The sequence below is a fragment of the Rhodococcus sp. RCBS9 genome, assembly GCF_029457415.1.
GTDB lineage: Bacteria > Actinomycetota > Actinomycetes > Mycobacteriales > Mycobacteriaceae > Rhodococcus_F > Rhodococcus_F qingshengii.
On sequence record NZ_CP120422.1, the window covers coordinates 3,207,479 to 3,220,335 of the forward strand.

Consider the following 12,857-nt stretch of genomic DNA (forward strand, 5'->3'; position numbering starts at 1 on the left):
CCACTTTCGTTGTAGCCCTGTCGGGGGCAGTCGGACCGTCGACATCAGACGGCGCGAGCGCACGCGCACTGGGCAGCCGCCAAGGTGCATTCGCCTCGGGTGGTTTCGTACGTCGCCTGTACGGGCAATTCAGCAACCGTCTCCCGAGGCCAAAGTGCAAATCCTGCAACGGCTCCCACCGCGGCAAGCGCTGCAAGGATGCTCCAGGTGACCGCAAATCCCGCGCTCGAACCAACCCATCCGGCGATCGGATAGGTGACAAGCCAGGCAAGGTGCGACAGGGAGAACTGGGCTGCGAACACCTCCGGAATACTTGCGGGGTCGACGGAGCGCCGAAGTACTTTTCCGGTCGGCGTGACGAGCATGGCCATCCCGGCGCCGACGAGTGCCCACACTGCGGCAGTGAGCATCCACGTGAATGCACCGGCCACGGCGAGGGCTGCTGCCGCGCTGGCACTGACGACCAAGACAACGGAACCTGCTGTCATCACAGTGCGTTCAGCGGTTCTGTCGAGAACGCGTGGAAGAAGCAGCGCGGTCACCAACGTGCCGGTGCCTGACGCGGCAAGCATCCACGCCACGTCGGATTGGGTTCCACCGAGCTCGTCGCGGACGTAGTTGACGGTGTTGACCACCACGATCGATCCGGCTGCTGCCGCCACGAGATTGAGTGCCATGATGCCGCGCAGTCGCGGCGTGGTCACGAAGATTCGCACCCCCGACGCGATCCGATCCCACGCCTTGCGGTGAGTACTTCGGCGAGCGTTGGGGATTCGGGTGGCCAGCACGAGCAGTGCCGAGACGGCAAAGCCCACGGAGGTGGCGACGAACAACAGGTTGAATGTCATGAAGGACAGAGCGACTGCGGCAAGAACAGGGCTGAGCAGACTTTCCATCGTGTAAGCGACCTGCGATGCCGACAGCGCGCGGGTGAAATCGGCCTCGTCGGTCACGATGTCAGGGATGACCGCTTGGAACGTGGGAGTGAACGCTGCCGACGCAGCTTGGAGAACGCCCACCAGCACGTAGATGTGCCAGATCTCGCTGACGAAGGGCAATGCGATCACGACCGCTGCGCGAATGGCGTCGAGGACAACGAGGAAAGCCCGTCTCGGCAACCGGTCTACGTACGCCGCCGCGAGTGGAGCGATCACGACGTACAGGGACATCTTGATCGTCAGCGCGGTGGCCAGCACGGCTCCGGCGCTCGGTCCGGCGAGTTCGTAGGCGAGTAGACCCAGCGCAACCGTCGCCAACCCGGTGCCGAACAGCGCGATGATCTGGGCGCTGAAGAGCAGGCGATAGTCGCGAATCAAGAACAGACGCAGGCTGTTCCGTTCCGGTGCGGAGTTAGCGATCCGGTTCATTTGGTTTCACTCCCGCGACAAGATTGAAAGCTCCGGTCAGGACATTGAGGGCGACGATTCCGACTACGTCGGCGATCTCGCGATCACCGTAGCCGTGCGCTCGAAGGCCCGTGATGTGTTCGTCTGAAATCGAGGCAGGCTCCCGATAGACGCGAAGCCCGAGGTCGATCATTGCCGCGATGGCGGGATCGGCCGAGGTGCCCGCGCGGGCACGCTCGATCTCGTCCGCCTCGACGCCGTTGGCGTGCGCGGCGGCCACGTGGGCTTCGAGGCAAACAGCGCAACCTTGCTGGACCTGCACAGCGATAGAGATTCGCTCGGTGATCTTGCGGCTCAGTTTCGCTCGCTTCATTGCTCGGCTGAGTTGCAGATAGCCGCCCAGCACAGCGGGCGAATGAGCCATCGCCGCGACCATGTCACCGACCTGTCCGTGACGGTTGACGAGTTCGGCGAGAAGGTCTTTCGATGCACCGACAGCGGTGGTGGGCGTGAGAGAAGCAAGGCGCGACATAACGAGTCCTAAGTGGTTCCGCCGGTGGTGGGTTCGGCTGGTGACAGCCGGCCGAACCCACCACCGGAGTTGGTCAAGAATTGACGGTGGATTGAACGGGTCGAGGATCGTCGACCTTGGTCGACCGCATCACGATCGCGGTGATTGCTGCGCCAACCACTGCGATGGCGGCTGCTCCGAGGAACACGGCGGAGAAACCGTTCGTCAACTCCGTCAGGTCACCGAGTTGATCAGCGCCGAACACTGCTGCGATCGCGGTCATCACCGCGAGGCCGACAGCCGAGCCGACCTGGTAGCTGACGTTGACGATGCCGGAAGCCAATCCGCCCTCTTCCGGGCGCGCAGCCGAAATCGCCGTACCGAGTGAGGGAATGAACGCCAGCGTCATACCTGCCGCAGCCACGAGCGATGCCGGCAGTACGTCGACCCAGAAGTTGCCGGTGGGCCGGATCAACGACATCCAACCCAAACCGATTCCCAGTACAAGCAATCCGGTCACGATCATCGCTTTTGCACCGAAGCGTGCCATGGCCCGTGGTGCCACGACGACCATGCCGAGCATGACGAAGATCGTCATCGGCAGCAGCGCCGCACCGGCCGGGAAGGCGCTGTATCCGAGCACTTGCTGCAGGTACAGGTTCAGGAAGAACCACATCGGTATCCAGGCAGCGCCGAGGACGAGCTGAGCGATGTTCGCGGCACCGAGGTTGGGCGCCTTGAAGATTCCCAGACGCACCAGAGGTTCCCGACGCTTGGACTGGATCAACACGAATGCACCCAACAGAGCGGCCGAAACGGTGAGCGCCAGCCACGTCTGCCCGGATCCCCATCCGACATCAGGTGCTCTGACGATGCCGAAGACTCCGACAGCAAGACCTGCGGTGACAGCGAGTGCGCCGAGGAAGTCGATCGACCCGGTACGTGCCGGTGCGTTCGGCATCAGGAGGGGAGTAGCGATCAGCGCGATGACAGCGATGGGAATGTTGAGGTAAAACACCCAAGGCCAGCTGGTGTATTCGGTGATGACGCCGCCGAGGAACACGCCGGCCGTACCGCCGGCCGGAGCGGCAGCGCCGTAGATGGACAGCGCCTTGGTCATTTCCTTTTGTGTGCTGCCGAACAGCATCATCAGCAAGGTGAGCGCGGAGGGCGCGATGAGTGCGGCGCCTGCGCCCTGGACTGCACGGCCCGCAAGTTCGACGGCGACGTTACCGGCGGCACCGGCGACAACGGAACCGATCAGCAGGATCAGCCAACCAGCGGAGAACACTCTGCGGGCGCCGAACAGGTCGGGCAGGCGGCCGCCGAGGAGGAGTAGCCCGCCGAACGCGATGACGTACGCATTGAAGACCCAGGTCAGGCCTTCTTGGGAAAAGCCGAGATCGCTCTGCATCTGGGGGAGAGCGACGCCGATGATGGAGGTGTCCATGATGACCATGAACTGAGCGGCGGCGATCAACGCCAACGCCCACCACTTACGGGTGGATTTCGGTTGTGTGGACATTCTGAGTTCCTTACCTGTACGGGGTATAGGTGATGCTTGTGTGGTCAAGGGGTGTCGTAAGCGGGCCTGGGTGACATCGGCGCAGCGCTTCGTTGGGGTGCACGGGGAAATGCTGCTCTTGGAACTCATTCGGCCGGCGCTCTGCGTAGATGCGCATCGGATCTCCTTCGAGTGAATTCAGGGTGTTCGAGTAGTTCGTTGCATACCCTAGGGGGGTATGGTACAAATTGCAACAGGTTCGATGTCAAGGAGTGCAGAACCTGACGCAGACGGCAACGAAAGTGCTGCCGACCCAAACTTTGGAGGGCAAGATGTTCAGCGACAACGGCTACACACTGGAATTGGCAACGTCGGAGGCGGCCGTCGGCAACCATGTCCCCTTGCAGTTCCGGATCCTGGATCCGGTTGGAACTCCGTTGACCCGGTACACGGACACCCACGACAAGCAGTTGCATCTGATCGTGGTCGGTCTGGACCTGACCGGATTCCAGCACGTGCATCCCGAATTGGACGAGAACGGAAACTGGCATGTGTCAGTCGATTTCGATCATGCGGGAGACTATCGAGTATTCGCTGATTTCACTCCGGACGGCGGTGACGGAATCACGCTCAGTGCGGATGTGCGCGTCGCCGGATCCTATGATCCTCGGCCGTTGCCCGCCGCTACTGCCGCCACGACGGTCGACGGCTACGCAGTCTCTCTCGAAGGCGCGGCCCACGCAGGGCAGACATCGAAGCTCACACTCTCGGTCAGTCGTGACGGAATCCCGGTCACAGACTTGCAGCCCTACCTTGCCGCATACGGGCATCTGGTCGCGTTGCGTGCCTCCGACCTCGCCTATCTCCATGTCCATCCGGACGGCTACCCCGGTGACGGTCTCACGCCGGCCGGACCGGCAATCACCTTCTACGCCAACATGCCGAGCGCCGAGGATTACCGGTTGTTTTTGGACTTCAAGCACGGCGGAGTGGTGCGTACGGCGGAATTCACGCTGACGGCCGACAATGCGACCACGCCTGGGGTCGAACACTCGAGCCACTCGCACCACGGGCACTGAGACCGAATGAGTTTCGCAGCAACGGGAAAACGGGCATGGGCAATCGCCATGCATCCATCTGTTCGTGCAGTAGCGAAATGCGTGGCGATGTGCGCAGTGATTGCTCTGCAAGACAACGGAAGTCGAAGAGTCTCCGCACATCGCCCCGGTAACGAGAATTGTTGCGAAGTCTCGCGTTGACGAACAGGAGAACATCGAATGTCGGAAGCGACAGAAGTGGGCAACGCTCCAAGCAGTGCCCCAAACAGTGTCCAAGGCAATGATACGACCGGCGATGTGTGCTGCACGGGAGATTCGCACGGCTACATCACCGCCAAGGGCGACTACCTGGCGCGTCTGCGTCGCATTGAAGGTCAAGCTCGCGGCCTGCAGCGCATGGTCGACGAGGACAAGTACTGTATCGACATCCTGACGCAGGTGTCGGCGATGACCAAGGGCCTCCAGGCGGTGGCCATGGGCCTGCTCGAGGACCACATCGGCCACTGCGTCGTCAAAGCCGCTGTTGCCGGTGGGCCCGAGGCGGACGCGAAGATCAAAGAAGCAAATGACGCGATTGCGCGATTGGTCCGCTCATAGAATTGTGATGAACATTGATACCTTGGTGCGCATGTTCAGTATCGAGATCCGTCGTACCTTCGCTGTGAGGCAGGGGCTTCCGGCACCGGTGCGGGACGCGAAGAACTTGCCGCCGCTGATGCCTGCCGACGGATTTCGCGTGACGATGCGAGTGGCGTTCTCGTTCGAGGACGACCAACTCGGAGAACGTGGATGGTTTGTCGACACGGACGCTCTGGACGAGTCCGTCGATCGATGTGCCGAGCAATTGGCGAGCGGTGCCTGGCCGGAGATTTTCGATTTCCGTCCGTCATTCGAGAATGTCGCGAAGTGGGCTTTCAGTGAACTTGCGTCCAGCATTCCTCAGCTGACCTACGTCGAACTCGACAACGAGACGATCGGTGTGGCAACAAGATACGTCAGATCACATTGATCTGACGTATCTCGTTGACGCACCGCGTTCGGTCGACCGGCCTACTGGTAGAGGCGCAACGCAGAACCGATGAAGGTCTTACCGAATGCGAGTCCGGCCTTGTTGAAGTAGAAGCTCAAGACCGTATCTGCAAACGGGACTGCGGACACCGTTTTGGTGATCTGTGACTCGGCGTCTGCCCACTCCGCGCACGCTGCTTCGCCGGTCAAGCCGGATGCCTTGGCAACGGCTGCTTCGTAGGCGGGGTTGTTGATCGAAGAGAAGTTCTTACCTGCTGCCGGAGCAGGACCGGAGAAGAACGGGACGAACCCGCTGGGAACCGAATTGTTGATCTGGATCCACGCGATGTCCCACTGGTTGTTGTCCTTGCCACTGAGCATGACGTCGACAACCTTGGTCTGGTCGGCTCCTGTCACCTCGACGGTCGCACCGAGGTCGGACCATGCCGACTGGGTGAGCTCGGCTGCCGCGCTGCGCGCATCTTCGCCGGCAGCGTAGAAGAGGCGGAGGGTCAGCGGCTTTCCGTCCTTGCTTCGTTTGCCGTCGGAGCCGGCGGTCCAACCTGCAGCGTCCAGTGTTGCCTTTGCTGCGCTGAGGTCGAAGTCCGGAATGTTGCCTGCGACAGAGTCGTACACACAGGCTCGGGGCTCGACGGAGACAAGACTTGTTGCACGGGTGCCCTGGCCGCCGGTGATGACTTCAGCGAGATCGTCGAGATTGACAGCCTGGACGAGAGCTTTTCGAACGGCGGGATCACTGGTCGGATTGTCCGCAATCTGATTGAAGTACATCTGACCGGCGGGAAGTGGGCGCTGGACCGAGTCGAAATTGGCGGCATCGATGCGATCCTTGTCCGGACCGGCGATCGGAGATGCGCTCAGTTCGCCTGAGAGCAGCTGGTTTGCTGCGGTGCTGACATTGGGTGCCATGACAGCAATGACTGTCTTGGGGACACCCGGTGTGTCGGAGGTGGTGTCGTCGGGCCCCCAGCTGTAACCGTCACGACGCTCGAACGTGTAGTGGTCATTGGCCGAGACTTCGGTGACTTCGAACATGCCGGAGCCCAGCGACTTGTTGTTCGAGGCGGTCGGATCTTCGAGTCCGGCATCGCACATGATCGGGAGGCGACTGATGGTGAGGAGGAGGAACGGGGTCGGCGCCGGAGTGGTTACCGTGATGGTGCGGGTGGCGAGATCGGCAGTGGCCGAAGCGCCGACGGGAACTGTGGTGCCGCGTTGTTGTGAACCCTTGGCTGGATCGGCCACGAAGTTGATGTTGTTCGCGACGGTCTGCGCAGTCAGCGTCGACCCGTCGGTACAGGTCACGCCTTCACGAATGGTGAAGGACGCGGAGGTCGGCGTTTCTTCCCACTTCTCGGCCAACCATGGTTTGAATTCACTGGTTTCAGGATCCTGGTAGACCAGGGAGTCGTACGCCAGCTTCGAAATTTCCGCGGTTGCCGCAGAGCCGGACATGATCGGGTTGAGTGCACCCGGATCGCCTTGCAACGCGTACCGGAAGGTTCCGTCAGTCAGAGGCTCACCGCCGCCGGAGCCCGAGGACGTGCCTCCCGAGCTGCAAGCCGACAATACGAGCGCGAGCCCCGCGGTCGCGGCAAGCGTCGAATAGGAGCGGTGTTTCATTGTGCCTCCGTGAAGGAGCCGGGGCCCGGGAGTGAATCGTGAGGGCGCAGTCGAGTGTGACCGCTAAATCTTGGCGTAGGACGTGACGGGCATCTCGGTCGATCCTCACGAAAATCGGGCGGATTTTTGTTCGATTTCACGAAGGTTGGAGTTCTGGTTCAGTTCACGGGGAGTCGAGGTCACTTCGTCGTGGCCACCCGGTCTCCGTGAGCACGGTTGCTGGAACTGACCTCAACGGGGAGGTGGGGCCGAGACCGTGGAGGTCTGCGTCGTCGTCGATTTCGGACCAGAATTCGTCCGCCGAAACATCAAGGCCGAGAACGATCCACGGCGGTCCGGCTTCTTGGAACGCGTACGAGACGGTTCCGGTACGCGGAATTGTCGTATCGAACAGTCGGTCTCCGACGGGATAGCCCTGCTGCTCGCCGACCAAAGTCAAGGTAGTCGGTTCGAAGGATGCATCGCGCAGAATCTTCTCGACTGCGCGGTCGAAGCTCTGCTGGACGCTGAACTCTTCGTCCGAGTTCGAACCGGTGAACTCGGGGAAATGCGCACAACACAAAACGTATGGGCCTGCTGAGTTGCAGTAGAGACGAAACACGGGAAATCCACCGGCCACGACGTGACGTTAGCAGGGCGTCGAAATGGAGAAGTTGCTGTTTCAGCAAAGATGGTTGCGTGAGTTGTGGAAGGTCGTTCATCCTGGGTGCATGAGCAACGAACACCACAATCACCACGAAAACTCCGATACCACTGAGAATCCGTACGCCAAGGCGGACGCACAGTTCTGGAACTCGCTGTACGAGGAACGCCCCGCGCGCTGGAGCGGAAATCCCAACCCACAGTTGATTGCCGAAGCCTCCGACCTGGAACCGGGCACGGCACTCGACGTCGGTTGCGGCGAAGGTGCCGACGCTTTGTGGTTGGCGCGTCGCGGGTGGAAGGTCACCGGCACCGACATCTCGTCGGTTGCGCTCGGCCGCGCCCAGGCTCACGTCGAGGGCGAGGGCGTCGACATCGAATGGCTGGAAGCCGACCTGACGAAGTGGGATCCGCAGGGGCGCTCGTTCGATCTGGTGTCCGCGCAGTTCTTCCATATGCTCGAACCCGCGCGCGGGGAATTGTTCCGTGCTCTCGGAGATCTGGTCGCGCCCGGCGGGCATTTGCTGATCGTGGGCCACTCACCTCACGAGTCGCCGACCGAGCACCATCGGGCCATGCTCCATACACCCGAATACGTGGAGTCGCTGTTCACCGATGGTTGGAAGGTGTTGGTCTCGGAGTCGCGGGAACGTGATCTTCCCGCGAACCCCGAGATGCATCACACGACGGATACCGTTGTGCTGCTTCAGCGATTGAGTGCGAGCACCGACAGCAACTCGTAAGCGACGTGGGCCGCTGCGATACCGGTGATCTCGGCGTGGTCGTACGCCGGCGCTACCTCGACGATGTCGGCGCCGACCACGTTGAGTCCCACCAACCCACGCAGTGTGTTCAACAATTCGCGCGAGGTCATGCCGCCCGCTTCGGGTGTTCCGGTGCCCGGAGCGTGGGCGGGATCGAGTACGTCGATGTCGACGGAGACGTACACCGGGCCACCGTCGAGGCGCTTACGCATGCGCTCGACGATGCTGGCGACACCGTCGACCTCGTAGTCGTCACTGCGGATCACCTGGAAGCCGAGGACGCGGTCGTCTTCGAGGTCCTTCTCGCTGTAGAGCGGTCCACGGATGCCGATGTGCTGCGAACGCTCCATGTCGATCAGGCCCTCTTCGCTGGCGCGGCGGAAGGGGGTGCCGTGGGTGAAAGGCTGACCGAAGTAGGTGTCCCAGGTGTCGAGATGAGCGTCGAAGTGCAGGACGGCGATCGGGCCGTGATCGCGGGCCAGTGAACGCAGGATCGGCAGTGCGATGGTGTGATCGCCGCCGAGCGTGAGCACGGAGGAACCGTCGGCGCGCAGGTCGGTGACGGCGGACTGAACCGTCGTGAGAGCTTCCTGGATGTCGAAGGGGTTGACGCCGATGTCGCCGAAATCGGCTACCTGCTGGTTGGCGAAGGGCGAGACCTTCAGCGCTGGGTTGTACGGACGCAGCAGCTTCGACGCAGCGCGGATGTGCCCCGGACCGAACCGGGCACCGGGGCGGTAGCTGACACCCGAATCGAAGGGGATGCCGAGGATTGTCACGTCGGCGCGCGAGACCTCGTCCAGGCGCGGGAGACGCGCAAAGGTGGTCGGCTCGGCGTAGCGGGGGACGCGCGTGGCGTCGACGGGTCCGATGAACGATCCGGGGTTGTTGGTAGCCATGTGCAGAGGTCCCTGCTCTCGATTCGGCGCACACCGGGCGCCCTTCAGTGATGTAGCTCTCTGAGCAAGTATGGTTTCTTCAAGAGGCTCGGTTGTCAACCCCTGTTTCCTGAAAGGGACACGGCGGTCGTGAAGGAGTGGGTTCAGTGGCCAAGGCGAAGGAAGCGGTCGAGCCGATCGGACCGCGCATCGGGGCGAGGCTCAAGGCGGCACGTCAATCGAAGCGGTTGACCCTCGACGACCTGGCCGAGGCCTGTGGTGTGACCAAGGGGTATCTCTCGAAACTCGAGCGCGATCACGTCAACGCGTCGGTGGCGACCCTGATCAAGGTGTGCGCGGTGCTCGAGATCCCCGTCGGATCCCTGTTCGAGAATGCGTCCGCCGGTGAAGTGGTCCGCGCCGACGCCATGCCGCAAATCAGCTTCGGTGGCGAAAAGATGACGGAGTACCTGCTCACGCCTACCAACGAGCGTCGAATCCAGGTGCTGCTCGGCGAGCTGGAACCAGGCGGCGGAAGTGGTCGGGAGTTCTACAGTCTGCCGATCGACGTGAACTTCGTACACGTGCTCGAGGGCGGTTTGCGGGTTTCGTTCGAGGGTGGTCGGACGGATCCGAACGGTGAGGCCGTCGATGCCGAGGACGTCGTGCTCGCGGCGGGCGATTCCTTCACGTTCACGCCGACGCACAACCATAGTTTTCAGGCCGAAGGCTCGGTTCCGGCGAAGGTTCTGTGGGTCTTGAATCCGGCATTGCCGGAAGGGCCCCGCGCGTCGTCTTTGTGAGAATCGAATCCGCGAATGTTGATTCTTAGGAAACAAGAGTTGACATGATTGGCGGCACCCGTCACGCTGGTAGTTGTCCCCGTCACACACACCGTCGAAAATTGGCGTCACGGAACTCCTGAAGGAGCGCACCATGCATGTCGATTCAGTTCGAGTTGGCCTGTTCCAAGGTCCGCTCACCACCCCGGACACCTTTGCGTCGGTGGAGTTCAACCTCGCTGCAATCGACACCGCTGCCCGCGAGGCTGCGGCATCCGGTGCGAAGATCCTGCTGACGCCGGAGATGTCCGCAACCGGCTACGACATCGGCGAACTGGTGTCGCTACGCGCGGAGCCGGCCGACGGCCCTATCTTCGATTCCGTCGCCGAGATTGCTCGAAGTGCAGGCATCGCAGTCGTCTACGGCTACCCCGAACTCGACGGGGGAGATGTCTACAACAGTGTGCAGGTGGTGGACCGCGACGGCACTTCGCTTGCGCACTACCGCAAGACGCACCTGTTCGGCACGCTCGACCGCGAACATTTCCGGCCAGGTGAGACCCTAGTGGTCGGGTTCGATTTCGAGGGCATCCGCTGCGGGTTGTTGATCTGCTACGACGTGGAATTTCCGGAAGCGGTTCGGGCCCATGCCGACGCCGGTACCGAATGGCTCATCGTGCCGACAGGCTTGATGACTCCTTACGAACACATTGCGCAGCAAGTGGTTCCGGCCCGCGCCTACGAGAGTCAGATGTTTGTCACCTACGTCAATCGCTGCGGTGCCGAAACCGAGCTGACCTACTGCGGTCTCTCGTGCGCCATCGCACCAGACGGTGCCGAGTTGGCGAGGGCCGGCGGCGACCAGGAATTGCTCTTCGCGGACATCGCCGCCGCCACCGTCGCGCAATCGCGCACTCTCAATACACATCTCGACGATCGACGCCTCGATCTGTATCCAGATCTTCCTGTCACGACTGTCTCCAAGGAGAACCGTAGATGACCATCCCAGTAGCTCCGGACAGTTCCTCGGAACCCGGCAAGCAGCCGCCCCTCACGATGTTCGGGCCGGATTTTCCGTTCCCGTACGACGACTACGTTTCCAGTCCGGCGGGACTCGGCTCGGTGCCCGACCTGGCACTGGGTACCGAGGTTGCCGTGATCGGTGGCGGACTCTCCGGCATGATCGCGGCCTACGAGTTGCTCAAGATCGGTCTCAAACCGATTGTCTACGAAGCCGATCAGATCGGTGGCCGGATGCGGTCGGTCGAGTTCGACGGGCACCCCGGGGTTGTTGCCGAGATGGGCGCAATGCGTTTCCCACCGTCGTCGACGACGTTGTTCCATTACCTGAACGAACTGGGTCTGCAGACCGAAGAGTTCCCCAATCCCCTTGCCGAGGTCACGCCGAGCACGGTCATCGATCTCAAGGGTGAGAGCCACTACGCGCACACTCTCGAGGATCTGCCGCCGATCTACACCGAGGTGGCGCAGGCCTGGCAGCGCACTCTCGAAGAGCATGCCGATCTGATTCCGTTGCAGCAGGCCATTCGTGACCGCGACACCGCAGAAATCAAGCGGATCTGGAACGACCTCGTGGTGCGCTACGACGACCAGACGTTCTACGGATTCCTCGCCGCGTCGAAGCACTTCAAGTCCTTCCACATGCGGGAAGTGTTCGGACAGGTCGGATTCGGTACGGGCGGTTGGGATACCGACTACCCCAACTCGATCCTCGAAATCCTTCGTGTGGTCATCACGGCCGCCGACGACGACCACCGCGGCATCGTCGGTGGATCGCAGCAGCTGCCGATGCGGTTGTGGAACCGCGCCCCGGCGCACATGGCGCATTGGCCTGCCGGTACTACGGTCGCTTCGCTCAACGACGGTGAGACGCGTCCCCGCGTCACCGAACTCCGGCGTACCGAGCCCGGCAACATCACGGTGACGGACTCCGAAGGTTTCATTCGCACGTATGCGAGTGCCGTTGTGACAGTGCAGAGTTGGATGCTGCTGAACAACATCAGGTGTGACGACGATCTGTTCCCGATCGACCACTGGACTGCGATCGAGCGAACTCACTACATGGGTTCGACCAAGGTGTTCGTTCTCGTCGACCGCCCGTTCTGGAAGGACAAGGACCCCGTGACCGGCCGTGATTCGGTGTCGATGACACTGACCGACCGTATGAGTCGCGGCACCTACCTGCTCGATCAAGGCGAGGGCAAGCCAGGCCTGATCTGCTTGTCGTACACCTGGTCGGACGATTCGCTGAAGCTGCTGGCGCTCGACGCCACCGAGCGCATGAACATCATGCTGCGCTCTCTCGAAGAGATCTACCCCGGCGTTGACTTCCGCAGCCACATCATCTCGAGCCCGGTGACGCTGTCGTGGGAAACCGAGCGCGACTTCATGGGCGCATTCAAGGCGAACCTTCCGGGGCACTACCGCTACCAGGAGCGCCTGTTCTCCCACTTCGTGCAGAATGATCTCGAACCGCGTCATCGGGGAATCTTCCTCGCCGGTGACGACGTGTCGTGGACCGCCGGCTGGGCTGAGGGCGCGATCCAGACCGCGATCAACGCGGTATGGGGCGTCGTCAACCATCTCGGCGGCGCTGCGCCTGCCGAGAATCCCGGACCCGGCGACGTGTTCGAGGAGCTTGCTCCGATCAGGTTGGGCGACTGAGCTCACCGCAACTGCCGAAATGTCGTGCCCGATGG

The 12,857-nt window shown here is 61.9% G+C and carries 13 protein-coding genes; 7 read left to right on the top strand and 6 right to left on the bottom strand.

Annotation, left to right across the window (positions count from 1 at the left end):
- Positions 1-44 precede the first annotated feature (44 nt).
- The 3 genes from P0M12_RS15125 to P0M12_RS15135 form a co-directional block, all read right to left on the bottom strand.
- Positions 45-1,367: an MFS transporter gene (locus P0M12_RS15125; RefSeq protein ID WP_277377893.1), complete on the bottom strand. Its 1,323-nt coding sequence runs from the start codon at positions 1,365-1,367 to the stop codon at positions 45-47.
- Complete coding sequence (locus tag P0M12_RS15130; RefSeq protein WP_020906029.1) at positions 1,351-1,878, bottom strand: carboxymuconolactone decarboxylase family protein; 528 nt, start codon at positions 1,876-1,878, stop codon at positions 1,351-1,353. Before P0M12_RS15130 ends, P0M12_RS15125 begins: the two co-directional genes overlap by 17 nt.
- A 73-nt stretch (positions 1,879-1,951) precedes the next feature.
- The gene (locus tag P0M12_RS15135) at positions 1,952-3,382 is read right to left on the bottom strand and encodes an MFS transporter (RefSeq protein WP_277377894.1); all 1,431 of its coding nucleotides are present in this window, start codon (positions 3,380-3,382) and stop codon (positions 1,952-1,954) included.
- Between the two features lie 251 nt (positions 3,383-3,633).
- Between P0M12_RS15135 and P0M12_RS15140 the strand changes: the two genes are divergently transcribed.
- From P0M12_RS15140 to P0M12_RS15150, 3 genes are all read left to right on the top strand, one after another.
- Positions 3,634-4,440: a hypothetical protein gene (locus P0M12_RS15140; RefSeq protein ID WP_277377895.1), complete on the top strand. Its 807-nt coding sequence runs from the start codon at positions 3,634-3,636 to the stop codon at positions 4,438-4,440.
- A 198-nt stretch (positions 4,441-4,638) separates the two neighbouring features.
- Positions 4,639-5,016 (top strand): metal-sensitive transcriptional regulator, encoded by a 378-nt coding sequence (locus P0M12_RS15145; protein ID WP_029537469.1) that lies wholly within the window; start codon positions 4,639-4,641, stop codon positions 5,014-5,016.
- 7 nt (positions 5,017-5,023) lie between these two features.
- Entirely contained in the window at positions 5,024-5,428 is a 405-nt protein-coding gene (locus tag P0M12_RS15150) for a 6-carboxytetrahydropterin synthase (RefSeq protein ID WP_007727099.1), read from the top strand.
- A 41-nt stretch (positions 5,429-5,469) separates the two neighbouring features.
- On the opposite strand, the gene P0M12_RS15155 is transcribed toward P0M12_RS15150, so the two are convergent.
- Together P0M12_RS15155 and P0M12_RS15160 are read right to left on the bottom strand one after the other, a co-directional pair.
- Positions 5,470-7,071: an ABC transporter substrate-binding protein gene (locus P0M12_RS15155; RefSeq protein WP_208689914.1), complete on the bottom strand. Its 1,602-nt coding sequence runs from the start codon at positions 7,069-7,071 to the stop codon at positions 5,470-5,472.
- A 163-nt stretch (positions 7,072-7,234) separates the two neighbouring features.
- Positions 7,235-7,690, bottom strand: a complete 456-nt coding sequence (locus tag P0M12_RS15160; RefSeq protein WP_228401782.1) for a hypothetical protein — start codon at positions 7,688-7,690, stop codon at positions 7,235-7,237.
- Positions 7,691-7,781: 91 nt separating this feature from the next.
- On the opposite strand from P0M12_RS15160, the gene P0M12_RS15165 reads away from it, so the two are divergent.
- Complete coding sequence (locus P0M12_RS15165) at positions 7,782-8,456, top strand: class I SAM-dependent methyltransferase (protein ID WP_037129351.1); 675 nt, start codon at positions 7,782-7,784, stop codon at positions 8,454-8,456.
- On the opposite strand, the gene speB is transcribed toward P0M12_RS15165, so the two are convergent.
- A complete protein-coding gene (gene speB / locus P0M12_RS15170; protein WP_003941134.1) occupies positions 8,420-9,376 on the bottom strand; it encodes an agmatinase in 957 nt (318 codons plus the stop codon). The genes P0M12_RS15165 and speB overlap by 37 nt on opposite strands.
- Positions 9,377-9,522: 146 nt before the next feature.
- On the opposite strand from speB, the gene P0M12_RS15175 reads away from it, so the two are divergent.
- From P0M12_RS15175 to P0M12_RS15185, 3 genes are all read left to right on the top strand, one after another.
- On the top strand, positions 9,523-10,158 hold the full coding sequence (locus P0M12_RS15175) for an XRE family transcriptional regulator (RefSeq protein WP_081377462.1): 636 nt from the start codon (positions 9,523-9,525) through the stop codon (positions 10,156-10,158).
- Positions 10,159-10,291: 133 nt separating this feature from the next.
- A complete protein-coding gene (locus P0M12_RS15180) occupies positions 10,292-11,137 on the top strand; it encodes a carbon-nitrogen hydrolase family protein (protein ID WP_054827723.1) in 846 nt (281 codons plus the stop codon).
- Positions 11,134-12,822 carry an NAD(P)/FAD-dependent oxidoreductase gene (locus P0M12_RS15185; RefSeq protein ID WP_007727084.1) on the top strand — a complete coding sequence of 563 codons (1,689 nt, stop codon included), beginning with the start codon at positions 11,134-11,136 and terminating at the stop codon, positions 12,820-12,822. The genes P0M12_RS15180 and P0M12_RS15185 overlap by 4 nt, the downstream gene beginning before the upstream one ends.
- Positions 12,823-12,857 lie beyond the last annotated feature (35 nt).